Annotated in this window: 20 protein-coding genes; 11 read left to right on the forward strand and 9 right to left on the reverse strand. The window is 71.0% G+C overall.

All coding sequences use genetic code 11. From position 1 onward, the window contains the following. Nucleotides 1-979: 979 nt before the first annotated feature. Both ABT063_RS21195 and ABT063_RS21200 read right to left on the reverse strand, forming a co-directional pair. Nucleotides 980-2,299 carry a cytochrome P450 gene (locus tag ABT063_RS21195; protein WP_351058909.1) on the reverse strand — a complete coding sequence of 440 codons (1,320 nt, stop codon included), beginning with the start codon at nt 2,297-2,299 and terminating at the stop codon, nt 980-982. A 68-nt stretch (nt 2,300-2,367) separates the two neighbouring features. Next, nucleotides 2,368-3,717, reverse strand: coding sequence for a glutamine synthetase family protein (locus ABT063_RS21200; protein WP_351058910.1), 1,350 nt, complete (start codon nt 3,715-3,717; stop codon nt 2,368-2,370). Nucleotides 3,718-4,043: 326 nt separating this feature from the next. Here ABT063_RS21200 and ABT063_RS21205 point away from each other — a divergent pair, with 326 nt between their 5' ends. The 8 genes from ABT063_RS21205 (at nt 4,044) to ABT063_RS21240 (ending at nt 12,039) form a co-directional block, all read left to right on the forward strand. Next, nucleotides 4,044-4,232, forward strand: a complete 189-nt coding sequence (locus ABT063_RS21205; protein WP_351058911.1) for a ferredoxin — start codon at nt 4,044-4,046, stop codon at nt 4,230-4,232. 5 nt (nt 4,233-4,237) lie between these two features. Continuing rightward, nucleotides 4,238-5,446 carry an NAD(P)/FAD-dependent oxidoreductase gene (locus ABT063_RS21210; protein ID WP_351058912.1) on the forward strand — a complete coding sequence of 403 codons (1,209 nt, stop codon included), beginning with the start codon at nt 4,238-4,240 and terminating at the stop codon, nt 5,444-5,446. Nucleotides 5,447-5,458: 12 nt separating this feature from the next. Beyond that, entirely contained in the window at nt 5,459-6,271 is an 813-nt protein-coding gene (locus ABT063_RS21215; protein ID WP_351058913.1) for an acetoacetate decarboxylase family protein, read from the forward strand. 122 nt (nt 6,272-6,393) lie between these two features. After that, complete coding sequence (locus ABT063_RS21220) at nt 6,394-7,878, forward strand: aldehyde dehydrogenase (RefSeq protein WP_351058914.1); 1,485 nt, start codon at nt 6,394-6,396, stop codon at nt 7,876-7,878. Beyond that, on the forward strand, nt 7,871-8,815 hold the full coding sequence (locus ABT063_RS21225) for a 3,4-dihydroxyphenylacetate 2,3-dioxygenase (protein ID WP_351058915.1): 945 nt from the start codon (nt 7,871-7,873) through the stop codon (nt 8,813-8,815). Before ABT063_RS21220 ends, ABT063_RS21225 begins: the two co-directional genes overlap by 8 nt. 21 nt (nt 8,816-8,836) lie before the next feature. Beyond that, the gene (locus ABT063_RS21230) at nt 8,837-9,682 is read left to right on the forward strand and encodes a fumarylacetoacetate hydrolase family protein (RefSeq protein ID WP_351058916.1); all 846 of its coding nucleotides are present in this window, start codon (nt 8,837-8,839) and stop codon (nt 9,680-9,682) included. Between the two features lie 98 nt (nt 9,683-9,780). Continuing rightward, entirely contained in the window at nt 9,781-10,419 is a 639-nt protein-coding gene (locus tag ABT063_RS21235; protein WP_351058917.1) for a TetR/AcrR family transcriptional regulator, read from the forward strand. Nucleotides 10,420-10,581: 162 nt separating this feature from the next. Next, nucleotides 10,582-12,039, forward strand: coding sequence for an APC family permease (locus ABT063_RS21240; RefSeq protein WP_351058918.1), 1,458 nt, complete (start codon nt 10,582-10,584; stop codon nt 12,037-12,039). Between the two features lie 135 nt (nt 12,040-12,174). On the opposite strand, the gene ABT063_RS21245 is transcribed toward ABT063_RS21240, so the two are convergent. Beyond that, nucleotides 12,175-12,879, reverse strand: coding sequence for a type 1 glutamine amidotransferase (locus ABT063_RS21245; RefSeq protein WP_351058919.1), 705 nt, complete (start codon nt 12,877-12,879; stop codon nt 12,175-12,177). 114 nt (nt 12,880-12,993) lie between these two features. On the opposite strand from ABT063_RS21245, the gene ABT063_RS21250 reads away from it, so the two are divergent. After that, entirely contained in the window at nt 12,994-14,484 is a 1,491-nt protein-coding gene (locus ABT063_RS21250; protein ID WP_351058920.1) for an aldehyde dehydrogenase, read from the forward strand. Then, entirely contained in the window at nt 14,481-15,194 is a 714-nt protein-coding gene (locus tag ABT063_RS21255; protein ID WP_351058921.1) for a gamma-glutamyl-gamma-aminobutyrate hydrolase family protein, read from the forward strand. The genes ABT063_RS21250 and ABT063_RS21255 overlap by 4 nt, the downstream gene beginning before the upstream one ends. A 131-nt stretch (nt 15,195-15,325) precedes the next feature. On the opposite strand, the gene ABT063_RS21260 is transcribed toward ABT063_RS21255, so the two are convergent. From ABT063_RS21260 to ABT063_RS21285, 6 genes are all read right to left on the reverse strand, one after another. Further along, nucleotides 15,326-15,898, reverse strand: coding sequence for a MarR family winged helix-turn-helix transcriptional regulator (locus tag ABT063_RS21260; RefSeq protein WP_351058922.1), 573 nt, complete (start codon nt 15,896-15,898; stop codon nt 15,326-15,328). Nucleotides 15,899-16,072: 174 nt separating this feature from the next. Continuing rightward, entirely contained in the window at nt 16,073-17,014 is a 942-nt protein-coding gene (locus ABT063_RS21265) for an LLM class flavin-dependent oxidoreductase (RefSeq protein ID WP_351058923.1), read from the reverse strand. Nucleotides 17,015-17,147: 133 nt separating this feature from the next. Next, nucleotides 17,148-18,872, reverse strand: coding sequence for an amidohydrolase (locus tag ABT063_RS21270; protein ID WP_502990855.1), 1,725 nt, complete (start codon nt 18,870-18,872; stop codon nt 17,148-17,150). Further along, nucleotides 18,869-19,867: an ABC transporter permease gene (locus ABT063_RS21275; RefSeq protein WP_351058925.1), complete on the reverse strand. Its 999-nt coding sequence runs from the start codon at nt 19,865-19,867 to the stop codon at nt 18,869-18,871. The genes ABT063_RS21270 and ABT063_RS21275 overlap by 4 nt, the downstream gene beginning before the upstream one ends. Beyond that, entirely contained in the window at nt 19,864-21,549 is a 1,686-nt protein-coding gene (locus ABT063_RS21280) for a sugar ABC transporter ATP-binding protein (RefSeq protein ID WP_351058926.1), read from the reverse strand. The genes ABT063_RS21275 and ABT063_RS21280 overlap by 4 nt, the downstream gene beginning before the upstream one ends. Before the next feature lie 9 nt (nt 21,550-21,558). Continuing rightward, nucleotides 21,559-22,593: a sugar ABC transporter substrate-binding protein gene (locus ABT063_RS21285; protein ID WP_351058927.1), complete on the reverse strand. Its 1,035-nt coding sequence runs from the start codon at nt 22,591-22,593 to the stop codon at nt 21,559-21,561. A 239-nt stretch (nt 22,594-22,832) separates the two neighbouring features. On the opposite strand from ABT063_RS21285, the gene ABT063_RS21290 reads away from it, so the two are divergent. Next, nucleotides 22,833-23,966 carry a helix-turn-helix transcriptional regulator gene (locus ABT063_RS21290; protein ID WP_351058928.1) on the forward strand — a complete coding sequence of 378 codons (1,134 nt, stop codon included), beginning with the start codon at nt 22,833-22,835 and terminating at the stop codon, nt 23,964-23,966.

Below are 23,966 nucleotides of genomic sequence, written 5' to 3' on the forward strand. Positions count from 1 at the left end.
GCATCGGCCCAGCACCGTCGCCAGAGAAGATCTCCTCGTGGTGGGACAGGTTCACCAAGATCTGCTCCCACGCGTCGAATACGGCGGCCCCACTGTAACGGCCCGGCCCAACACCCAGACGTGACCCGGCCGTTTGACTGTCGCCACCCTGTCCGCCGATGTCTCCGACGGCCACCTCGTGCCAGGGAACGCACACCCGGACGCCGCCTGACTGCCATAGTCAAATAACAGTTGCATGCCCGACCGGGAGACCGAGTGAAGCATGTTCCCGAGCCGCAGATGGATCCCGCCCGCCCTGACTGCGAGGGCCACGGACGGGCTCGCAGTCCCCGCACCAACGGGGCGGCGGCCGGCTGGGCCGGGGAGTAGCCGGCGATACCCAGGCCGCCCCCAAAGCGCAGCGCATGGTCAGGACGCCATCGGCCTCAGTCATCAGAGGTCCGCCTGCGCGGGAAGCGGAACCTGGTGGCATTGCGGGCGCGCGCCTCTCGCCTCTTACAGGACTTGGCGAAGGACAGCCTCATCCACGCGGTGGAGGAACGAATCCGCAGCCATCCAGCGACGCTCTCAGCCGGTGTCAGCCCTCAGTGGCCCTGCATACGCGGTCAGGTCATCGACGACGCCTACCTGGCCGCGTCCTAGGTATGAAACTGCCGGATGTTGCCAGCAGGACCGCCAAGCCCAGCGACGCCTGGAGATAGGCGCAGACCGTGTCCCCGCTGGTCGGGCAGTACCCGGCGATGGAATCAGCCGCAGAACCTGCTCCCGCTCGGATCCACGACCATCAGGCGTCGCGGGCCGTGCTCTTCCTCAACGATGCCTGCGATCTCTACGAGTGGGGCCGCGCGATCTCGGCCTCGATCTGTTCGACACGCTCGCCATGGCACGCGATGGGCGAGCCAGAGCTTCAGCAGCTTGGCCTGACGGTCACAGAAAACCGAACACATCCTCTGGCTCAGCGCTCCCGACGGGCACCCGCTCAGGCGAGGGTGACCTCGACGGGCAGTTTCTTGATGCCGTTGACGAAGTTCGAGCGCACGCGCGGCACGTCGCCGGCCAGACGGATACTTGCCAGACGCGGGATGAGTTCCTCGAACATGATCCGGATCTCGGTGCGGGCGAGCAGGTTGCCCAGGCACAGGTGCGGGCCGCCCTTGCCGAAGGTGACGTGGTCGTTGTGCTGCCGGGCGACGTCGAAGTCGTACGGGTTGCCGAAGACCTCCTCGTCGCGGTTGCCGGAGGCGAACCACATCACGACCTTGTCGCCCTCCTTGACCCGCTTACCGCAGAGTTCGACGTCGCGGGTCGCGGTGCGGCGGAAGTGGTAGACGGGCGAGGCCCAGCGCAGGAACTCCTCGACCGCGGTGGGGATCAGGGAGGGGTCCTCCTGGAGGCGGGCGAGCTGCTCGGGGTGCTGGAGGAGGGCCAGCATCGAGTGGGTGATGGTGTGCCGGGTGGTCTCGTTGCCCGCCACGACCAGGAGCAGGAAGTAGTTGTCGAAGTCCTGGTCGGAGAGCGGGACCCCGTCTCGTGGGGTGGTGTTGACGAGCTTGGAGACGAGGTCGTTCCCCCCGCCGCCTCGTCGCTGCCGGGCCAGTTCCCGCCCGTACTCGAAGACCTCGAGGGAGGCGGGCGAGCGGAACGGCAGGTCGCGGTACTTCTCGCTCTCCTCGCTGTGCAGCAGCACGTCGGCGTAGTCGGGATCGGTGTTGCCGATGATCCGGTTGCCCCAGTCGATGAGCCGCTGGTTGTCCTCGTGCGGTACGTCGAGGAGGCGGGCGAGGACGTTGATGGGGAAGTCGGCGGAGACCTCCTCGACGAAGTCGAAGCTGCCCTTGGTGAGGGCCGCGTCCAGGGTCTTCGCCGTCAGACCGCGCAGAAAGTCGCCGTAGCTGTTGATGACAGCCGCCCCGAACTGCCGCTGGATCACGCTGCGCAGCGCACGGTGGCGGACGCCGTCCAGCTCCAGGATGGAGGCCCGCTTCTTGATCTGGTCGTCGTCGACCTCTTCGAGGTTGACGAACCTGGTGGAGGTGAAGGTCTCGGCGTCGCGGTCGACACGGGCGATGTCCGCGTGCCGGGTCACGGCCCAGAACCCGGAGTTGGGGGCCTCCTCGGGCTGCCAGTGGACGGGGTCTTCGTGGCGCAGGGTGTGGAACATGCGCCAGGGCGTGACGCCGTCCGCGAAGTGGTCGAGGTCGGCGAGGTTCACCTGGTCGAGCGGGAGGGGCTCGGCGAGGGCGGCGCGCAGCTCGGCGCCCGTGGCGGGAGTGGTGGCGGGAGTGGCGGGGCTGGTCATGGCTGGGGAACTCCTGGGCGGACTCGGGCCTTGAGAGACTGGCTGGGCGGTCGAAAGGGGCGTCCGGCCTACAGGTGGTGGGCGTACTCGGTGAACTCCCAGTCGGTGACGTGTCGCCCGAAGCGTTCGACCTCGTCCCGCTTGTAGGTGAGGAAGGACGTGGTGAAGGCCTTGCCGAGGAGGTCGGTCAGGGCGGTGTCCGCCTCCAGCGCGTCGAGCGCGGCGGACAGGCTCATGGGCAGCACGGCCGACTTGCCGGTGTCGTAGCCGTAGCCCTCCAGCGGCGCCGGCGGCTCCTCGCCCGCCTCGATGCCGAGCAGCGCCGCGGCGAGGGTCCCGGCGATCAGCAGGTAGGGGTTGGCGCTGGCGTCACCCAGCCTGAGTTCCAGCCGGGCGCCGGAGCCGCGCTCGGGCGGGATGCGGACCATGGCGCTGCGGTTGTCCAGGCCCCAGTCGATCAGCCAGGGGGCGAGGGTGTCGGGGCCGAAGCGTTTGTAGGAGTTGACCGTCGGGTTGGCCAGCGCGGCGAAGGCGGGCGCGTGCGCGAGGATGCCGGCAGCGGCGTGCCGGGCCTCGGCCGACAGTCCGTGGGCGCCTGCGGGGTCGTCGAAGGCGTTGCGGCCTTCGGCGTCCTCGCACGAGAGGTGGAGGTGGAAGCCGGAGCCGCCGGCGTCGTTGAAGGGCTTGGCCATGAAGGTGGCGAGACGGCCTTCCCTGCGGGCCAGCTCCTTGATGGCGGCCTTGAAGCGGAAGGCCCGGTCGGCGGCCGACAACGCCTCCGAGTGCAGCAGGTTGATCTCGAACTGTCCGCCGTCGAACTCGTGGTTTCCGCTGAGCACGCCGATGTTCAGGTCCCGGACGTGCCGCAGCGTGCGCAGGAGGTGGTTGTCGGGGTCGGCGCGCAGCCCTGCCGTGTAGACGACACCGGTCTCCCGTCCGTACCGGCGCCAGCCTCCGGCGGGGTCCGGCTCGCACAGGAAGTACTCCAGCTCGGGTCCGACGACCGGCCGCAGGTTCAGCTCCTGGCATCGGGCGAGGACGCCCCGCAACAGGTCGCGCGGCGACTCGGGCGCCGCCGATCCGGTGGCCGGGTCGACGACGTCCGCGAGACACGTGGCGACACCCGGCTCCCACGGCAGCGCGGCCAACGTGTCGAGATCCGGTCGCACGGTGATGTCCGGCAGGCCGGCGTCCAGACCGCCGCCGACCGGCACGACATCGCCCTGCGGGCTGGTGTGGTAGACGGCCCGGCAGAAGGCGAGCCCGTGGTCCATGGCGCGGGGCAGCTCCTCGAGCAGCACGTCACGGGCACGCTCGGTGCCGAGGAGGTCGGGGTAGGTCACCCGGACCACGTCGATACCGTCGGCGGCGAGCCGCTCCATGTGCCGACGGATGTCTGGGGTGTCGTGAGCGCTCACCGATTCTCCTCGGGCGGATGGGGTGGGTGGCGGGAGGACGACGCGAGCCGGAGTGCGGGGCGGAACAGGGGGCTCGGCCCAGTCGTTTGACTCCGAACGGTATGGAGGGTGTTCACCGTCACGCAAGGGGCCGTCCCAAAAATTTATCCATCTGGACAGGTATTGACCAGGGCCGAGCCACTTCCTATGTTGTTTGAAGCCAAACGAGCTAGGGAGGTGCAGCTCCTTCGCACCCCTGTGACCGAGGGGCCTGGTCGCACTGTGGTCGGGCCCCTCCCCACCCCCTTCACCCTGCTCCGACGCCCTCACCCTCTGGAGGAACGGCCATGAAGGTCGTCGTCGACATGAACAAGTGCCAGGACCACGGCCAGTGCGTCTTCGCGGCCCCGGACGTCTTCTCGATGGACGACGACGGTCACCTCGCGTACTTGCCCGACCCGGACGCCGCTCAGCGCGACGAGGTCGAGGAGGCCGCCGACGTGTGCCCGCTCCAGGCCATCCGGATCGAGGACTGAGCACCGTGACCGGACGCATCCTCGTCACCGGGGCCTCCCTGGGCGGCCTGCGGGCCGCCGAACAGCTGCGCGCGGCGGGCTGGACCGGCGCCGTCACGGTTGTCGGGGACGAGCCCCACATGCCGTACAACCGGCCACCGCTGTCCAAGGAAGTACTCGCCGGCAAGGCGCCGTTCGCGTCCGTGGCCTTCACCCCCAAGGCGGCCGCGGCCGACGTGGAGTGGCGCCTGGGCACGAGGGTCGTCGCGGCCCGGCTCGCCGAGCGGACGGTCGAACTCGACGACGGCTCGACGATCCCGTACGACGGACTGGTGGCCGCCACCGGTATGCGGCCCCGACGGCTGCGCTGCCCGGGACCCCTCGCCGGCCGCCACACGGTCCGTACGCTCGCCGACGCCCAAGGGCTGCGCGAGGCGCTGACCCGACCGGGTACGCGGGTGGTCGTGGTCGGTGCCGGTTTCATCGGCTGCGAGGTCGCCGCCACGGCTGCCGGGCTCGGTGTCGCCGAGGTGACCGTCGTCGACCCCCTGCCGTTGCCCATGGTCGGGCCGCTCGGCGCGCTCCTCGCCCGTGCGCTGGTGAGGCGGCACGAGGAGCGCGGGGTGCGATTCGCGCTCGGCGTCGGCGTGACCGGCTTCGAGGGCGAGGACCGGGTCACCGGCGTGCGCCTGGCCGACAAAACCGTGCTGCCCGCCGACGTCGTGGTCGAGTCCGTCGGCTCGGTCGCCAACGTCGAGTGGCTGGAGGGCAACGGGCTCGACCTGTCCGACGGCGTGCTCACCGACGAGCAGCTGCGGGTCGGAGGGCGGCCGGAGGTGATCGCGGTCGGTGACGTGGCGCGTTTCCCCAACGCCCGCTACGACGGCGTACCGCGCCGGGTCGAACACTGGTCGATCCCGACCGACACCGCCAAGCACGCCGCCAAGGCCCTTGTCACCCATCTCAGCGGCGGCGGCAAGGAGTTGGCTCCCTTCGCCCCCCTGCCCACGTTCTGGAGCGACCAGCACGAGTTCCGGCTGCAGTCCTTCGGGGCGCCCGTCCTCGGTCTGGACGACGTCCGTGTCCTCGACGGTGATCCGGAGGGTGACGTCCTGGTCGGCTACCACGTCGACGGACAGCTGACCGGAGTCGTCGCGCTCGGCGGCCACGCCGTCGCCACGAGCGCAGCCCGTTACCGCGCCCAGCTGTTGAAGCAGCCCGCCCTCACCTCGTAAGGAATCCTGGCCATGACCACCGTCCGCGGTTACTTCCACCCCAGGACGGCGACGGGCACCTCGTCGCTGATTCCCTCGCCGCCCTGGCACTACTCCGGAGACCTGCTCACCGTCGAGTACCGCACGGATCCCGCGCGGGTGCGTGAACTGCTGCCGGAGCCACTGGAGTTGGCCGAGGAGGACCCCGGCGCGGTGGCGCTGATCTGGGCCGACTGGCAGTCCTGCTCGGGGTCCGGGGAGGAGCTGCTGGATCCGGTGCGCTCCCAGTACAAGGAGGCCTTCGCCGTCGTGCGCTGCTCGTTCCGCGGGCAGACCTACTCGCGCTGTGTGTACATCTGGGTCGACAAGGACTTCGCGATCGCGCGCGGTCTGCACCAGGGCTATCCGAAGAAGCTCGGGTCGATCCATCAGACACGTCCGCATCCGTACGGGCCCGCTCCGCGGATCACGACGGGGGCGCGTTTCGGGGCCACACTGGCCGCGGCTGACCGGCGTCTCGCCCACGCCGTGGTGACGCTGCGGGAGCCGTCGGAGACGAACGGGTTCGTCAACGGGCATCCCATGGCCCACCACCGGTGGCTGCCGTCCATCGAGAAGGGCAAGGGGCCGGCTCTGGACGAGCTGATCGAGACGGGGGCGGCGTCCTTCGAGGCCGGGCAGCCGTGGGCCGGTGATGCCGAGCTGGAGCTCTTCGAGGCGCCCACCGAGGAGTTGGCCCGGCTGGAGATCCGGGAACCGATCGCCGCGTACTACCGGCAGGTCGGGGTCGTGTGGGACGGGGGGCGCTTGCTGGAGTCCGGTACGTCGCAAGCGTCTGCCGGGTGAGCCCGGTGGCCGGCTGCGGGCCCGTCGTGGCCGGTCGCGCCCGCGCGGCGGAGCCGCATACCTGATACAGCCCCGCGCCCCTGGTGGGCGCACCTGTCCCTCGTTCGATTGGAGCCCTTCTCATGTCTGACAAGATCACTGTCGCCGGCGTCTCCGTCGACACCAGGCACTGGATCGGCGGTGAGCGCGTCGCCTCCACAGAGACGTTCACCGATGTCTCGCCGATCGACGGAAGCGTCCTCGGGGAGATCTCTCGCGGTAGGGCTATGGAGGCTGCCGCGGCCGTGGCCTCCGCCAAGGCCGCCTTCCCCGCCTGGGCCGTCACCCCCCGTGCCGAACGCGCCCGCATCCTGCACGCCGTCGCCGACGGCGTCGAGAAGCGCCTCGAAGAGCTCGCCGTCGTCGAGACCACCGACAACGGCGCCCTGCTCCGCTCCCACCGCCGCGGCGTGATGCCCCGCGTCGCCCACAACTTCCGCTTCTTCGCCGACTGGTTGCTGCGACTGGACCACGAGGACTTCACGACGTACACGAGCGGCTCCGCCGCGGGGCGCGGCCACACCAACCACGTCAGCTGGGACCCGGCGGGCCCGTCCGTACTGATCACCCCGTGGAACGCCCCGCTGATGCTGGCCACCTGGAAGGTCGCGCCCGCCCTCGCCGCCGGCAACACCGTGGTCCTCAAGCCCGCCGAGTGGTCACCGCTCACCGCGTCACTCCTCGCCGACATCGCGGCGGCGGCCGGACTGCCGGCCGGTGTCCTCAACGTCGTGCAGGGCCACGGCTCGGAGATCGGCGACGCTCTCACCTCCCACCCGGACGTACGCCGGATCAGCTTCACCGGTTCCGTGCCGACAGCGCGGCGGATCGCCGCGTCGGCTGCCGCCAACCTCACCCCGCTGAGCCTCGAACTCGGCGGCAAGTCACCCCTGTTGGTCTTCGCCGACGCGGATCTCGACCTGGCCGTCGATCTCGCCGTCGAGCAGTACGACAACGCCGGGCAGGTCTGCCTCGCCGGGACCCGCCTCCTGGTCCAGGAGACGATCGCCGAGGAGTTCACCCGCCGCTTCGTCGAAAAGGCGGCCCGGCTCACGCAGGGGGACCCACGCGACGAGGTCACCGACATCGGCCCCACCATCCACCCTCGCCAGCTGGAGAAGATCGACGGCTTCGTACGGCGGGCGACCGCGGCCGGAGCCCGCGCGGTCATCGGCGGCCACCGCGGGGACGGCCAGTACTACGCGCCGACACTCCTCACCGATGTCGCCCAGGACAGCGAGATCGTGCAGGAGGAGGTCTTCGGACCAGTGCTCACCCTCCAGACCTTCGCCACCGAGGAGGAGGGCGTCCGGCTCGCCAACGACACCCGCTTCGGCCTGGCCGCCACCGTCGCCACCGGCGACCCCGACCGCGCCGACCGCGTCACCGCCCAGCTCGTCGCCGGCACCGTCTGGGTCAACTGCTTCTTCGTACGCGACCTCCAGGCACCCTTCGGCGGCTCCCGCCTCTCCGGCGTCGGCCGCGAGGGCGGTACCTGGAGCTTCGACTTCTACTGCGACCTGAAGAACACCGTCACCGCCCCGGAGGGATGGCAGGACCATGGGTGAAATCGTCGGGGCGGGCCTGCTCGCCCACGTCCCCACCATCGTGCTGCCCGAGGCGGACCGCCTGGAGCTCAACGAGGGCAAGGAGATCACCCTCGTCACCGGCCTCCACCAGCTCCGCAGGGAGGTCTTCGAACGCGATGCCGCCAACGACTACGACACCGTCGTCGTCCTCGACTCCCACTGGGCCACCACCGTCGAGTTCGTCGTCACCGCGCAGGCCCGCCGCGCCGGTCTGTTCACCTCCGAGGAGCTGCCGCGCGGCATGTGCCGCATGCCGTACGACTTTCCCGGCGACCCCGAACTCGCCCACAGCATCGCCTCGTTCGCCGACCGGCACGGCACCTGGATCACCCCGATCGAGGACGACTACCTGCCGATCTACTACGCCACCGTCAACCTCTGGAAGTTCCTCGGCGAGGGCCTGCCCGACAAGCGGTGGGTCACCATCGGGGTCTGTCAGACCGGCGACATGGAGGACCACCTGCGCCTCGGCCGCGCGCTGGCCGACGGTATCGCCGCCACCCCCGGCCGCCGCGTGCTGGTGATCGCCTCCGGCGCGCTCTCGCACACCTTCTGGCCCCTGCGCGAAATCCGCGACCACGAGGCCAGCGACCCGGTCCACATCCGCACGCCTCAGGCCCGTGAGGCCGACTACGAGCGCATCGCCTGGTTCAAGGAGGGGCGTCACGACAAGGTGCTCGCCACCATGGACGAGTTCTGGAAGTACAAGCCCGAGGCGAAGTTCTTCCACTACCTGATGATGGCCGGCGCTCTCGGCGAGCAGGCGTGCACCGCGAAGGCCCGGCAGTACGGCGAGTACGAGAACTCCGTGGGCACCGGCCAGGTGCACCTCTGGTTCGACCGCCCCACGGACGGGTGGACCGGTGCCGGTCTCCCGACGCCCCCGTCGCCCCGCACCCCGAACAGCCGCGACTAGACGCCCCCTGAGAGGCCTGCCATGCCCGAGTACCGCCGCATCCTCCTGGACGGCGCCGCCGTCCAGGTCACCGTCGAGGGCGAAGAGCTCGTCGCCGGGGACGGCCGCCGCGTGAAGATCGAGGAGGCGCACCATCTGCCCCCGGTCGTCCCTTCCAAGGTGATCGCCGTCCACCTCAACCACCGCAGCCGCGTCGACGAGTTCCGCATCGACCTCCCCGACACACCCACCTACTTCCACAAGCCGACCTCCGCCCTCAACTCGCACACGGGCGCCGTCGTCCGCCCCGAAGGTTGCAAGTGGCTCAACTACGAAGGCGAGGTCGCCATCGTCATCGGGAAGACCGCCCGCAACATCTCCCCGGCCGAGGCAGGCGAGTACATCGCGGGCTACACCGTCGCCAACGACTACGGCTTGCACGACTTCCGGGACACCGACGCCGGCTCCATGCTCCGCGTCAAGGGCTCCGACACCCTCTGCCCGCTCGGCCCCGGCCTGGTCACCGACTGGGACTTCCACGGCAAGCGGCTGCGGACCTACGTCAACGGCGAGGTCGTCCAGGACGGCTCGACCGACGAGATGAAGTGGGACATGCACTACCTCGTCGCCGACATCGCCCGCACCATCACCCTGTATCCCGGCGACGTCCTGCTCTCCGGGACGCCGGCCAACTCCCGGCCCGTACAGCCCGGGGACGTCGTCGAGGTCGAGGTCGAGGGCCTCGGCCGGCTCACCAACCACGTCGTCACCGGCCCCGCCCCTGTCCGTACCGATGTCGGCGCCCAGCCCACCGAGTCCGAGGAGGTGCTGTCCACGGCGCTCGGCGGCGACTGGGAGTTCCGTGGCATCCGCCCGCCCCGGCGATGAGCGGCTGCGGCGTGGCGCCGGGGCGCGTCGAGGAGGCAGGCCGGTGCGGTACCGCGGCACCGCCCTCGGTGCGCGGACGGCCAGGTAGGGTCGCAGCCATGACCGAGTCCGCGCCGCTCCCCGAAGGGCGAGAGCCACGCCGGCGCATGAGCTACGGGGAGGGCCGGGAAGCCCTGCTCAACGCCGCCGTGCGGGTCGTGGCCCGCGGCGGGCTGCGCAAGCTCACCTACCGGGCTGTCGCGCAGGAGGCGGGGGCCACGCACGGGCTGGTGGTCCACCACTTCGGCTCGCGGGACGCGCTGATCGAGGAGGCGCTCGCCCACGCGATCCGCACCTCGCTGAACACCAGTGCACTCGAACCCGAAACCGGCGAGGTCGCCGACTTCTCGGTCGGACTGTCCGAGATGGTCACGGCCGATCCGGACATCCAGGCCTTCCAGTACGAGCTCCTGCTGGAGTCCCGACGCCGGCCCGAACTGCTGCCGCAGGTCCGGGCGTTGTACGACGGCTACTTCAACGCCACGGAGCGCGAGCTGTCCCGGATCCTCCCCCGCGACGCCGGTCACCCCCTGACCCGACTGGTCTTCGCCGCCCTGGACGGGCTCGTGCTGCACCAGCTCGTCTTCGGCGAGCCCGAGGTCACGGACGCGGCCGTCGAGGAGCTGCGCCGTCTGCTCCGGCTGCTTCAAGCACCCGAGCCCACCGGTCGGGAAACCGGCTCGCAGACCGACGGCTGACCCCTGGACCTGGTCTTGCCGAGGCCCTGGACGTCGTTGGTCCAGGGCCTCTTGCGTGCCGAATCCTCACCCGCCCCCTTGCCAAACGGATAGTTCCTGCCCACCATAAGGCAACTCGTTTGACCCGAAACGAACTCTTTCCCTCCCTGGCAGGTGATCCGAGTGGACAGTCAGACAGCGGTCGACAGCCAGACCGCGGCCGGCGCCTCCACCGCAGGCAAGCTCAAGCCCAACTCCCTCGGCGTTCTGGGCATCCTCTTCTTCGTCCTCTCCGCCCAAGCGCCGCTCACCGGCATCGCGGGCTCCGTCCCCATATCCGTCGCCATCGGCAACGGCCCCGGCGCCCCTGCCGCCTACACGGCGGCCGGCGTGATCACCCTGCTGTTCTCGGTCGGCTTCGTGGCCATGGGCCGCCACGTGGTGAACGCCGGCGCCTTCTACACGTACATCGGCAAGGGCCTCGGCCGTCCTCTCGGCACCGGGAGCGCCGGGATCGCGCTGTTCGCCTACTGTGCGATCCAGGCCGCCATGTACGGCCTGTACGGGGCGACCGTGAGCGGCCTGCTGGCGGACCACACGGGGGCGGACGTGCCCTGGTGGGTGTGCGCGGTGGTGACGATGGCGGTCGTCCAGGCCCTGGGGGCTTCGGGGATCGAGATGGGCGCCAGGGTGCTGGCGGTCCTCGTGCTGGCCGAGTTCAGCATCCTGGCCGTCTTCGCACTGGTCACCTTCTTCAAGGGCGGCGGACCCGAGGGGCTCGGATTCACTCAGTCGTTCTCACCGGGAGCAGCCCTGAGGGGGGCACCGGGCGTGGCACTGATGTTCGCCGTGGCGTCGATGGTCGGCTTCGAGGCCACCGCGATCTACGGCGAGGAGGCGCGCGAGCCGCGCAGGACGGTGCCGCGTGCCACATACCTGGCCGTTGCACTCGTCACCGGCTTCTTCGCCTTCACCTCCTGGATGCTGATCTCCGCTCACGGCGCCTCGAACGCGACCGCGGCGGCCGGCCAGGCACTGGAGAGCGGCGACTCGACAGGCTTCGTCTTCGCACCGATCGCGGACCAGTTCGGCACCTGGGTGAACGACGTCCTGCCCTTCCTGCTGGCCACCTCCCTCTTCGCCGGCATCCTCGCCTTCCACAACTCCGCCAACCGCTACCTGTTCTCCCTCAGCCGCGACGGACTGCTGCCCCGCCGACTGACGTCGATCAACCGCCACCACTCCCCCGGCGTGGCGGGTTGGGTCCAGACGGCCGTCGCTGTTCTCCTTGTCGTCCCTTTCGCGCTGGCCGGCCAGGATCCGGTACTGACCCTGTTCTCCTGGGGCAGTGGAGTGGCCGTCCTGGGGATCATGCTGCTGTACTTCCTGACCTCGGTCTCCGTGCTCGTCTTCTTCCGCCGGGAACGCCTGGACACCCGGCCCTGGAACACCCTGATCGCCCCCGCCCTGGGCGCCCTCGGCATCGTCGGCGCGATCTGGCTCATCGTCGAGAACTTCACGACACTCATCGGCGGGGAACGGAGCACGGCCATCTGGCTGGAACTGACCGTCCCGGCGGTCCTGCTCGCGGGAGTGGTCGCGGCCCGGCTCACCCGCGACAGGGCGACCGCCGACGGCTGACGGGCATCGTCCGGCCGGGCGGGGACCGGTCACGACGGACGAGGTCACGGCGGACGAGGTCACGGCGAGGCGCGCGTTCCGGCGCGGAGGGGCGGCAGCAGCCCGGCGGGGGGCGGCGCCGGCCCCCGCGAGCCTTCAGTCGGCCGCGTAGGCAACCCGATCGAGGAAGCCGTCGACGAGGTGGCGGGCGTTCGCGCGAGCAGCCGGTTCCATGGCACGGCTGCGGGCGAGCAGCTCGTCGGGGTCCAGGCCCTGCCACACACACTGCTCCGCACCGCCCAGCGCGAGCCAGCCGCTCAGCATCCGCGTGGTGACTTCCGGATGGAACTGCACCCCCAGACTCCGTCCGGCCCGGAACGCCTGCACACACACCTCGTTACGGGCGACCACGTGGGCCTCGGGCGGCGGGACGCAGCGGTCGTAGTGCCATTGGAGCCAGGGCCCGCGGCCCACCAGAGAGGGGTCGTGCGTATCGACCTCCGTCCAGCCGATCTCGGGGCGCGAGGACGCCTCGACCGACCCGGCGGCGGTGAGCGCCTGGGCGCCGAAGCAGACGCCGAGCACGGGGACGGCGAGGTGCTGAGCCTTGCGCAACAGCGCCGGCTCGCCGCCGATCCAGCCACCCACCGCCGTCTCGTCGTAGACCGACCAGGGAGCTCCGAGCGACACGATCAGGTCCCAGTCCCCGGCATCGGGGAAGTCGAAGGTCACATCCGTCGCGTGGCGGCGCTCTTCGGGTACGACCGTCACGGCGGTGAGGTCGTATCCGCGCTCCGTGAGCCGGGCACCGACCAGCCCGGGCTCCGTCACGTGGTCGTGCTGAACGACGAGTGCGCGCACGGCGGGCGCTCCTTCCCGGTCCCGTGGACCTGCCTGAACGGCTCCCATGACCCCTTGTGGCGGCCTCACATCGATCATATCGTTTGACTTCAAATGTCTTTCTGGAGGCCACACATGCTGGACATCGCCCATGACGAGTGGCTGCGCCGGGCCAAGGCCCTGGAAGAGTCCGGCGCCCACCACATCGACGGCGACGACGAATACGGCGGAGGAGCGACCTATCCGGCCGTCTCGCCCCGGGACGGCCGCGTACTGGCGCAGATCGCCGACGGGGGCGCCGATGAGATGGACGCAGCGGTGGCGGCCGCCCGCCGGGCCTTCGACTCAGGGCCGTGGCCACGCCTGGCACCCGCCGAGCGGGGCCGGGTCCTGGTACGGGTCGCCGATCTGCTGGAGGAGCGGCGGGAGGAACTCGCCCTTGCCGTCAGCCTGGAGATGGGCAAGCCCATCACGGACGCGTACGAGATCGAACTGCGCGCGGCCGTCACCACGTTCCGCTGGTACGGGCAGCTGGCCGACAAGCTCACCGACGAGTCCCCGCACACCGCCCCCGACGCCCTCGCACTCGTCACCCGGGAACCGGCCGGCGTGGTCGGCGCGGTGGTGCCCTGGAACTTCCCTTTGACGCTGGCGGGGTGGAAGGTGGCCCCGGCCCTGGCGGCCGGGTGCACCGTCGTCCTGAAACCGTCGGAGAACTCACCGCTGTCCGCGCTGCTGCTGGCGCGGATCGCGACCGAGGCCGGGCTGCCGCCGGGCGTGCTCAACGTGGTCAACGGCAAGGGGCCGGTGGCCGGACGGGCGATCGGCCTGCACCCCGACGTCGATGTGCTGGCCTTCACCGGCTCCACCGCCGTCGGCCGCCACTTCCTGCACTACGCCGCCGACTCCAACCTCAAGCGTGTCTGGCTGGAACTCGGGGGCAAGTCGCCCAACATCGTCCTTCCCGACGCCCCCGACCTGGACCGGGCCGCCGCCACCGCCGCCTGGGGCATCTTCTTCAACCAGGGTGAGATGTGCACGGCTCCCTCCCGGCTGCTGGTGCACTCCTCGATCGCCGAACGCGTCACGGAGGCCGTCGTGACCAGGGCACGCGAACTGCGCGTGGGCGACCCCCTCGACCCCGCCACCGAGATGGGCGCGCTGGTCGGCGAGAGCCACCTCGGCCGCGTCCTGGACCACATCGGCACTGGGCGGGAGGAAGGCGCCCGGCTGCGCACCGGCGGCGAGCGCATCCTCACGGGCACGGGAGGCACGTACCTGGAACCGACCGTCTTCGACGGCGTCGATCCCGGCATGCGACTGGCCCGCGAGGAGATCTTCGGTCCCGTCCTGTCCGTGCTCGCCTTCGACGACCTGGACGAGGCGGTACGGCTCGCCAACGCCACCGAGTACGGCCTCGCCGCCGGCCTGTGGACCTCCGACCTCTCCACCGCGCACAAGGTCTCCCGGGCGTTGAAGGCGGGCACGGTCTGGGTCAACTGCTACGAGGAGGGCGACCTGACCGTCCCCTTCGGCGGCATGAAGCAGTCCGGAAACGGCCGCGACAAGTCCGTCCACGCCCTGGAGAAGTACACCGAGCTCAAGGCCACCTGGATTCAGCTGTGACCCGCACCGCTCTCCGTCCCCTGATCGCGATCCCCGCCCGCTTCTCCGCCACGACCTCCGCCCTGCGATACGCCGCCGAGGTCAACGCCCGCGCCCTGATCGAGGCCGTGTGGCGGGCTGGCGGCGAACCGACGACCATCCACCCGGCGGACAGCGAGGTCGCCGCCAGGCTCGCCCGCTTCGACGGGGTCTTGCTCCCCGGCGGCGGAGACCTCGCCCCCCACCGGTACGGCGCTGCCGACACCCACGACAGCGTCTACGACGTCGACGACCTTCAGGACGCCTTCGACCTCGAAGTCGCCCGCCAGGCGCTGAACTCGGGCCTGCCGCTGCTGGCGGTCTGCCGTGGCCTGCAGGTCGTGAACGTCGCCCTCGGCGGCACCCTGGAACAGGACATGGGCGGCCCCGAGCGGGAACACCGGCACGTCCTGCACCCGGTGGCGATCCGACGCGGCACCCTGCTGGAACAGGCCACCGGCGTGGAGAAGACGGAGGCCTCCTGCTACCACCACCAGCGGGTCGACCGCCCCGGCACGAGACTGGAGGTCACCGCGCGCGCCGCCGACGGCACGGTGGAAGGCCTCGAACTCCCTGGGGGCCGCGGGTGGTTCACGGCCGTGCAGTGGCACCCCGAGGACACCGCCCATGAGGACCCCGCTCAGCAGGGGCTCTTCGACGCCCTCGTACAGGCCGCCCGCGGCAGACGCTGACCGCGGTGGGGGGCTTCGGGTGCCGGCAACCGGCGCCCGACGACACCGCGTTCGGGCGGGCGCCCGGGGCCACCTCCTCGGCAGCCGGATTGGTTCTTCGGGCCGGCGGGCCGACGCGGACCCGCCGGGTTTCAGGCCTTCGCGCGGCGTCCGCTGCGGCGTGGTGCGGGCTCGGCGCCGTCGAGAAGAGCGACACGGCGCTCCTCACCCTCTTCCTCGACCTGACGCACGACCCTGCGCAGCCCCTCCGCGACGCTGCGGCACTCCTCGTCGCTGAGCCGGCCCGCGACGAAGGCCTCCTCCTCATTGAAGGCCGGGAACAGCCGCCGCATCAGCGCCTCGCCCTCTTCGGTCAGGCTGAGCAGCACCAGCCTGCCGTCGGACGGGTGGCCGGCCCGCCGCACGAGCCCCCGCCGCTCCAGCGTCCGCGAGACCCCGGTGAGCGTGCCCTTGGAGATCCCGGCCTCCTCCGCGACATGCCGGGTCTCCGACTCGCCCCACACCCAGACCACCCAGAGCACGACGAACGCCGTCCAGGTCAGGTCCGCCCCGCGCAGCACGGAGTTCTCCAGATGCTGCCGGACCGCCGAGGCGGCGCGGTAGATGTTGGCGACGACGGCCATCTGCTCCCGGCGCAGCGGGATGCCGCCGAGCTTGGCCTCGGCCAGCTTCTCGGCTTCGGCGATGGATCGCTGGCCCGGCATGGGCACACTCCTTCGGCCACGGGGTGCGTGGATCGCGAATGTTGTTCGGACTCAAATTGTACGAAAGGACAGATCCGACCAAGAGTCCGCTACCCGGAGAGCATGACGGCCCCACATGTCATGCCGGTGGGGCGTCACCGCGCAACCCACCGGCCGACCGGGTCACCCGCTCCGTCAAGCAGTGAGCGCTTCCACGCGGCGCATCACGTCACGGCAGAACGCGCCGATCGCGTCCGGGTCGTCGATGAACTGGTTCGGCTTGACGCAGAACGTGGTGAAGCCCTGCTCCAGTTGTTCCGGGATACCCGCGAGCGCCGCGCCGAGGTCCGCCGTGGAGTGGTCGTCGGGGAACGTGGCCTGAGTACCGCCGATCATCTCCAGCTCGGCGATGTCCCGGCCGGCCGCGGCCATGGCGTCCTTGAGCACCCGCATGTCCTGCGGTGTCGGCCGGCCCAGCGGGTGGAAGCCGTGGCCGTACTGCACGAGCCTGCGCAGCACGGGGCCGTGCAGGCGCTGACCGCCGAACCACAGCCTCGGACCCTCGGGACGGAAGGCCTTGGGCTCGAAGTAGACGTCGCGGAACGGGTAGTGCTCGCTGTCGTGCGAGATCGGGGACGGCCCCCAGGCCTTCGCCCAGACCTCCAGGTGCTCGTCGAGCAGTCGACCCCGCTTCCCGAAGGGCACTCCCAGGGCGTCGTACTCGTCCTTGCTCCAGCTGACCGTGGGCTGCACCAGCAGCCGCCCCTCGTTGATCAGGTCCAGGGTGCCCAATTCCCGCGCCATGAGCAGCGGATGACGCAGGGGTGCCAGTACCGCGGCGGCGGCCAGGCGCAGGCGCTCGGTGACGGAGGCGATGGCGGCGAGCAGCAGCAGCGAGTTGGGCCAGGGGGTGTACGGGTCCTGGTTGCCCGGGAGGGCGTAGTCGCGGGGGTTGCCCATGATGCCGTCGGCGGACGCGTCCGGGCCCAGCACGATGTGTTCGCTGACCATGACGGAGTCGAATCCGGCGTCCTCGGCCTCGCGGGCCCACCGCACGGCGGCGGGCAGGTCGGCCCGGCCGCCGGTCAGGGTCCAGTTCTCGCTGAGGACAAGCAGCATGCGGGGCGTGTCGGCCAATGTGGGCATCCTTCGCTTGCGGCGGCCGTGAGGGCGCCGATACGTCATGTGACCCCCAACGTGTGGGGTGGGATCGGGCGGTGGGGCCGGGGCATCCGACGGCGAACAGGCCGCGGCTGCACCGGCCGCATCCTCAGCGCTCGTGGACGACTCGCCCATCGAACACCGTCAGATCCACCTGGGCGTCCGTGATCGCGTGCGGGTCCAGGTCCAGCAGCGGGCGGTCCAGCACGCACAGGTCCGCAACCTTGCCGACCTCGATGGACCCCTTCCAGTGCTCGGCGAAGTCCTGATGGGCCGGATTGACCGTGTAGGCGCGCAGGGCCTCGGCGAGCGACACGCACTGTTCGGGCCCGCTCGGCCGACCGCTGGCCTTCGACTCGCGCAGCAACATCGCGGCCACGCCCTGCCGCCAGTCGGGCTCGGTGATCGGCGCGTCGGAGCTGGCGCAGACCGTGACCCCGGCCTCGACGGCAGACCGTACGGGCCACTGGTACGCGGAGCGCTCGGTGCCGACCACCTCGTCCATCAGGTCGGAGATGGTCCACTTGATGGCCGGGTTCATGTTGACGCCGTAGCCGTGCGAGGCCAGCTTGGCGAGGCTGTCCGCGCCGACGAAGTCGCCGTGGATGACGTAGTGCCGGGCATCCGGGCGCGGCACGGCCGCGTCCGCCGCGAGGAAGGCGTCAACCACCGTGTCGATGGCCAGGTCACCGGTGACGTGCACGCCGAGCTGGAAGCCCGCCTCGTGGGCGACACGGATCATCTCGGACAGTTCGTCGACCTGCAGCGCGGGGCTCTCGCCGTGCACGCACAGCGCGCCGTGGCCGCCGTCGGCGTACGGTTCGCTCATCCAGGCCGTTCGGTTGGGCGGCACCCCGTCGGCGAAGATCTTGACGCCGATGGCGTTCAGGAGGCGTGGGTCGGCGGAGGGGGGACGGCGCAGCTCGGCCAGGCCCTTGCGCACGTCGTCGGCCGAGCCACCCATCGGCGCGGGCAGGAGGAGGACGCTGACCCGGGCCTGGAGGTCGCCGCTCGCGGCGAGGTCGGCGTAGGCGGTCCAGTTGTCGGTGCTCAGCCCGCCGAAGAAGGACGTGGCGCCGCCCGGGCCGAGACCGGGCTCGGTGTAGCTGGTGATCCCGCGGGAGTGGAGTTCACGTACCACGCCCTGGATGGCTTGACGGCGTTGATCGATGGTGGGCGAGGGCAGTTCCGCCTGGACGAGTTCCTGGGCCGCCTCACGGAGGATGCCCGTGGGCTCCCCGTCGGGGTCGGTGTCGATGACGCCGCCGGGTGGTGGCGCGCCGGCCGGGCCGATGCCGCACCGGCGCAGCGCGACGCTGTTGACCCACACGAGGTGCGAGGAGAAGTGGGTCAGACAGACCGGGTTCTCCGGCGCCACCGCGTCCAGGTCGAGGCGGTGCGGGAAACGCCGGGGGTCGGCCAGGCACTCCGCCAGATAGCCGGCGTCCCAGCCCAGCCCGACGATCCACTCGCCGGGCCGGGCCGCGCGAACCGCCCGCTCCACGGCGGTGGCGATGTCGGCGATCGAACCGACCGCCGGATGGCCGACGTCCAGAGCGAAGGGCGGCTTCGTCATGCCGTACGCCGCCCCGTGCAGATGCGAGTCGTTGATGCCCGGCAGGACGGTCCGGCCGGCGAGTTCGACGACCCGGGTGCCCGTCCCGGCCAGGGCGCGCATCTCGGCGTCGCTGCCGACCGCGACGATGTCCCTGCCGTGCACGGCCACGCCTTCGGCCACGGTGAAGTCACCGTCGACGGTCAGGACCTGACCGCCGGTCAGGATGAGGGAGGGGGCGCTGTCGTTCACGGGGATCCTCTCGGAGTGGGGGGTCATCGCGTCAGCCGCGGGCCGAAGTAGGCGAGTGCCGCGCCCGCCACCAGGGCGGTGCCCTGGGCCATCTGCTGCCAGAACGTCGGCACGCTCAGCAGTGTCAGCCCGTTCTGCAGACAGCCCAGGAAGAGCACGCCGAGCAGCACTCCGAGGATCGAACCGGAGCCGCCGGTGAGCGCGACCCCGCCCAGGAGTACGGCGGTGAGCACGGTCAGTTCGAATCCGGCCCCCGAGGTCCCGGCGACCACGCTGTCCAGCACCGACGCCTTGATCGCCCCGGCCAGCGCCGCCGCGACGCCCGTGACGACGAACAGCGCGAGGGGCGTCCGGCGGATGTTGATGCCGGAGAGGTAGGCGGCCTCCCGGTTGACGCCGATGGCGAAGACGTGCCGCCCGGACGGGGTGAGCGCAAGGAACAGCGCGCCCGCCACGAGAAGGAGTGCGGCGATGACGACCGGCGCATCGATCCCGGCGATCCGCGAGCCTCCGAGCCAGGCGAACCCGGACCCGAAGCTGCTCAGCGGCAGGGGGAAGAGCTGCTGTGCCAGTCCGCGCACCGCCGTCAGCATGCCCAGCGTCACGATGAAGGCGGACAGCCCGAGGTAGCAGCACAGGACGCCGTTCACAGCGCCCACCGCCGCACCCACGGCCAGCGCGCCCAGCACGGCGACGACCGGCGACTGGTGCTGTTGCCCGGCGAGCCAGCCGGCCACCAGCCCGCCCAGCGCCAGCGTGGAGCCGACCGAGAGGTCGAGGTAGCCGCTGATGACGAGCAGGGCCAGCGGCACGGCCACGATGGCGAGGGTGGCCGCGTCGGTGGCGATCCCGCGCAGGTTGCCAGGGTCGAGGAAACTGCCGGTGGTCAGCTGGAAGACCAGCACCATGAGGGCGAGGACGACGAGCAAGGGGTGTCGTCGCAGGGTGTTCAGTCCACCTCCCGCCAGGGCGCGGGGGCTCGGTGTCAGGCGGCCGGCGGGGGCGGTGGTCGCGGTGGTCATGCCGCTCCTTCCGAGGTCAGGGTGGCGGAGGTCAGGGTGGCGGTGTCGTCGGCGTCGTGGACGGCCGACAGCAAGGCGGCTTCGGTGAGTTCGGCGCCGCTCAGTTCGCCGGCGATCCGGCCCCGGGAGACGATCAGGCAGCGATGCGCGAGCGCGACGACCTCCTCCGGGTCACTGGAGGCGAACAGCACGGCCGTCCCCCGCTGGGAGGCGAGTGAGGAGACGACCTGGTAGATCTCCTGCCGGGCGCCCACGTCGACACCCTGGGTGGGCTCGTCGAGGAGCAGGACGTCGACACCGCGAGCCTCGTTGATCCACCGGCCCAGGACGAGTTTCTGCTGGTTGCCGCCGGAGAAGGCGGCCGCCGCCAGTCGGGGCCGGGCGGGCCGCAGCCCGACCGCCCGGGACAGCGCGTCGAAGACCCGCCGCTCGGCGACCAGCGCCCGCACGCCGTGCCGGGCGAGCGGACGGATGGTCGGCAGCAGTGCGTTGTCCTGGGCGCTCAGCACCGGGAACAATCCCTGTCTGCGCCGGTCCGCCGGGACGAGGGCGATCCCCGCGGCCAGTGCGTCGGAGGGCCGGGCCGCCGTGACGGCCCGCTCCCCCACCCGCACCGTTCCGCCCGAGGCACGGCGCCTGCCGAAGAGGGTCTCCAGGATGCGCGTGCGGCCTGAGCCGATCAACCCGTACAGTCCGACGATCTCGCCCTCGGCGACGCTGATCTCCACGGGACCGAACCCGGGGCCGCGGAACCCGTTCACCGCGAGACGGGGGGTGCGCGGGACGGCGGAGGTACCGCCCCGCGCGATGGCGGTCGCGGAGGCGGCGGTGTGCGCGGTGGCGTGGACGTCGGACGGGCGGCCCCGAGGGATTCCCTCCACCGCGCCATCGGCCGTCCCGGGTCCGTCGGCCGTACCGTCGGTTGTCCCGCCCGCTGCCGTGCCGTGCGGTACGGGTTCCGGTCGGCCGACGATGGCGTCGACCAATTCACGCCGCGTGTGCCCCGCCACCGTCGAGTGGTGGGCGACCCGGCCGTCGCGCAACACCGTCACCGCGTCCGCCAGCCGCTCCACCTCGGCCAGCAGATGGGTGACGTACACGATGGCCAGCCCCTGGGTGCGCAGGTCCTCGACGCGTTCGGCCAGGGCGTCGCTCTCGGCCCCGGACAGAGCGGCGGTGGGTTCGTCCAGGACCAGCACCGAGGCGCTGCGGCTGAGAGCCTTGGCGATCTCCACCAACTGCCGCTGTCCCATGGGAAGTTCGCCCACCCGGTCACGTGGCGAGCAGTTCGCCGCGACCCGCTCCAGCAGGCCGGCCGCCACTTCCTCCTGGGCGCGGCGGTGAACGGTGCCGTACCGGGTCCGCTCCTGGCCGAGGAAGATGTTCTCGGCCACCGTCAGGGAGTCGACGACGCTGAGCGTCTGGAAGATGATCGCCACACCCGCGGCGATCGACTCGCGCGGACTCAGGCGGGTGTGGGACCTCCCGCCCACCTCGATCGTGCCCGCGTCCGGCGGAAAGGCGCCGCCGAGGCACTTGATCAGGGTGGACTTGCCGGCGCCGTTGTGGCCGAGGAGAGCGTGCACCTGACCCGCCGGGACGGTGAGATCCACACCCTCCAGAGCCCTGACGCCGCCGAAGGACTTGCTCAGCCCGCGTATACGGAGATTCGGATCCGTCATGGCGGCCGCCTAGGCGTTCTGCGCGAGCAGGTCGTCGATCCTCGCGGTGTCGCCGCGCCCGACGAGCGTGATCGGCACCTGGACGCTGGGGTTCGGCTTCCCCGTGGCAACCGCGAGGGGCACGCCGACGACGGCGTTCGCGATGTCCTGCGGGGCCAGGGCGGCCGAGACACGGTAGAAGGTGCCCTGCTTGATGGCGAGGAGGGAGGGGGCGGCTCCGTCCTGCCCGCCGACGAAGGTCTTCGCGTCGGTCGCCTTCCGGCCCGTCTGCTGCAGCGCCTTGAACCCGCCGTACGCGGCGGCATCCGTGACGCCGAGGATGAGGTTGAGGTCGGGGTGCTTGGCAAGGACGGCACGGGACTTCGACAGTCCGGTGTCGGGGTCGATGGCCTGCTCCTGGGCGACCACGTCGACGCCGGGCGCGCGCTTCGTGAAGGCGTCGATCATGCCCTTGGTCCGCTCGCGGCCGAGCTGGATCGTGCTGTCGGTGAGGAAGGCGACCTTGCCCTTTCCGCCGAGCTCCTCGTTGGCCCACTTCGCGGCGGCCTCCCCGAGCAACGTGCCGCCCTTGAGGAAGCTGAACTGGATGTCCGCGCTCTGGTGCTCCAGCGAGCCGCCGTACGTCACCCAGATCAGCCCCGCGTCCAGCGCCCTCTTGGCGATCGCCTCGGTGGCCTCGAAAACCATGGGGAACGACACGATGGCCGGGACCTTCTGGGTGACCCACGCGGTGAGGTTGGTGGCTTGGGTGTCGGCGCTGCTCGCGTCGCTCGTGGTCAGCAGGGAGACGCCGCGCTTCTTCGCGGCGGCCGTGGAGAGCTTCACGAGCGTGGCGTAGAGCGGGAGCTGGGTGAAGGGATAGTCCAGGCCGATCTTCGTGAGGGTTCGCGACTTTTCCGACGCGCCGGCGGCCTCAGCCGTGCTCGCGCCGTCGCCCGGCGCGGAGCAGCCCGCGGCAACCAGCGCGGTGGTGGCGGCGACGCCAGCGGAGAGAGCCAGGAACTGTCGACGTGAGGCCGAGGAAGGGTGCGGGGATCTGGTCATGGCGGGGCTCTCCGTTGGGATGCGGCCCGATACGGCTGCGTCGGGCATCCGGCTGTGCCGAACAGGAAAGACCCGGGCGTCCCGCCCCGCCATCCGTAGAAATACCGACTGCCCGAGAGGCCCGACAGCGACCAGCAGGAACCCGGTCACGAAACGGTGAACGGCTTGTCCGGGCCGCTCGGGCCCCATATCGTTAGGAGTCAAACGACATCCGTGATCGTGGGTTTCCGGAGGCCCGCATGGTCAGCCACCATCAGCTCGCGGCAGCGACCCGCATCGGCATGCTCACCCGCGAACGCGACACCGCTTCCGCCTGTACCCAGGCGCTGCACGAACTCGGCCGCGCCCTGCCCCTCGACGCGGCCACCCTGCTCACGATCGATCCGATCACCGGAGCGCACCTGCAGGTCGCGGGCATCGGCTACTCCGCCATGACGTCCGAGTCGCTGGCCGCCGAGTTCGTCTCGACCCCCTGGTACGCCAACGTCGTACGGCAGACGCTTCCGCCGTCCATCACCGAGGACGCCGAGGACACGGCGTCCGTCGGGCAGCGCTTCCGCAACGGCTGGTTCTACGCCGAGCGCGTCCGGCCGGCCGGGTTCCGTGACGCGCTGACCGGTGCCCTGCGCCACCACGGCCGTCTGGTCGGTCTGGTCAACCTGTCCATCGAGGGATCGGGCACGTACGACACGGAGGCACGCTGCCTGCTCGCCTCGGTCCTGCCGGCGCTGGGTGCGCTCGCCGAACCGACGGCCCACACCGGTGACCTGCACGATCTTCCGGCGAACGCGGGAGCGAACCTCGTCACGGCCGAGGGCGTCATCGGCCTCCCGGGCCGAAACCCTGCCGAAGTCGTGGGCGACGACGCATTCGGACGTCTGGTGGAGGCGTTCGCCGGCTCGGGCGGCCTGCGGTTGCGGGTCCTGTGGCCGGTCGGCCAGGGCTGGAACCGTGTGGTGCTGCGCCGGTGCACGGCTGGATCGCCCATCGCGCGAAGGGCGGTCCTGGTGTCCGATGAGCCCACGCAACTGCCGTACGGCCTGAGTCCCCGCGAGCTGGAAGTGCTCACCCGGGCCGCCAGGGGCCAGACCAACCAGGCCATCGCCCAGGCGCTGTTCCTGTCCCCGCGGACGGTGCACAGCCATATCGAGCACGTGCTCCGCAAGACCGGCTGCGCCTCACGCGCCGAGGCCACGGCCCTCGCCGTACGCGACGGTGTACTGAGGCCCAGCCCCGAAGACATCGAACACTTCGTCGAACGGATGCCCGTCACCCGAGAAGGCGGAGGGCAGGCACCAGCTGTCGGCACGCATGTCACCGTCGACCGCGTCCTTTCCGATCGCGTCCGGAAACTGAGCCGTCCTGCACGGTGA

The sequence above is a fragment of the Streptomyces sp. NPDC002838 genome (assembly GCF_040295365.1).
In the GTDB taxonomy this organism is placed as follows: domain Bacteria; phylum Actinomycetota; class Actinomycetes; order Streptomycetales; family Streptomycetaceae; genus Streptomyces.

Coding starts and splice junctions, on each gene's coding strand:
- ABT063_RS21195 (WP_351058909.1), bottom strand. CDS start 2,299: ATGACCAGCCCCGCCACTCCCGCCACCACTCCCGCCACGGGCGCCGAG.
- ABT063_RS21205 (WP_351058911.1), top strand. CDS start 4,044: ATGAAGGTCGTCGTCGACATGAACAAGTGCCAGGACCACGGCCAGTGC.
- ABT063_RS21215 (WP_351058913.1), top strand. CDS start 5,459: ATGACCACCGTCCGCGGTTACTTCCACCCCAGGACGGCGACGGGCACC.
- ABT063_RS21220 (WP_351058914.1), top strand. CDS start 6,394: ATGTCTGACAAGATCACTGTCGCCGGCGTCTCCGTCGACACCAGGCAC.
- ABT063_RS21225 (WP_351058915.1), top strand. CDS start 7,871: ATGGGTGAAATCGTCGGGGCGGGCCTGCTCGCCCACGTCCCCACCATC.
- ABT063_RS21230 (WP_351058916.1), top strand. CDS start 8,837: ATGCCCGAGTACCGCCGCATCCTCCTGGACGGCGCCGCCGTCCAGGTC.
- ABT063_RS21235 (WP_351058917.1), top strand. CDS start 9,781: ATGACCGAGTCCGCGCCGCTCCCCGAAGGGCGAGAGCCACGCCGGCGC.
- ABT063_RS21250 (WP_351058920.1), top strand. CDS start 12,994: ATGCTGGACATCGCCCATGACGAGTGGCTGCGCCGGGCCAAGGCCCTG.
- ABT063_RS21260 (WP_351058922.1), bottom strand. CDS start 15,898: ATGCCGGGCCAGCGATCCATCGCCGAAGCCGAGAAGCTGGCCGAGGCC.
- ABT063_RS21270 (WP_502990855.1), bottom strand. CDS start 18,872: ATGACCCCCCACTCCGAGAGGATCCCCGTGAACGACAGCGCCCCCTCC.
- ABT063_RS21275 (WP_351058925.1), bottom strand. CDS start 19,867: ATGACCACCGCGACCACCGCCCCCGCCGGCCGCCTGACACCGAGCCCC.
- ABT063_RS21280 (WP_351058926.1), bottom strand. CDS start 21,549: ATGACGGATCCGAATCTCCGTATACGCGGGCTGAGCAAGTCCTTCGGC.
- ABT063_RS21285 (WP_351058927.1), bottom strand. CDS start 22,593: ATGACCAGATCCCCGCACCCTTCCTCGGCCTCACGTCGACAGTTCCTG.
- ABT063_RS21290 (WP_351058928.1), top strand. CDS start 22,833: ATGGTCAGCCACCATCAGCTCGCGGCAGCGACCCGCATCGGCATGCTC.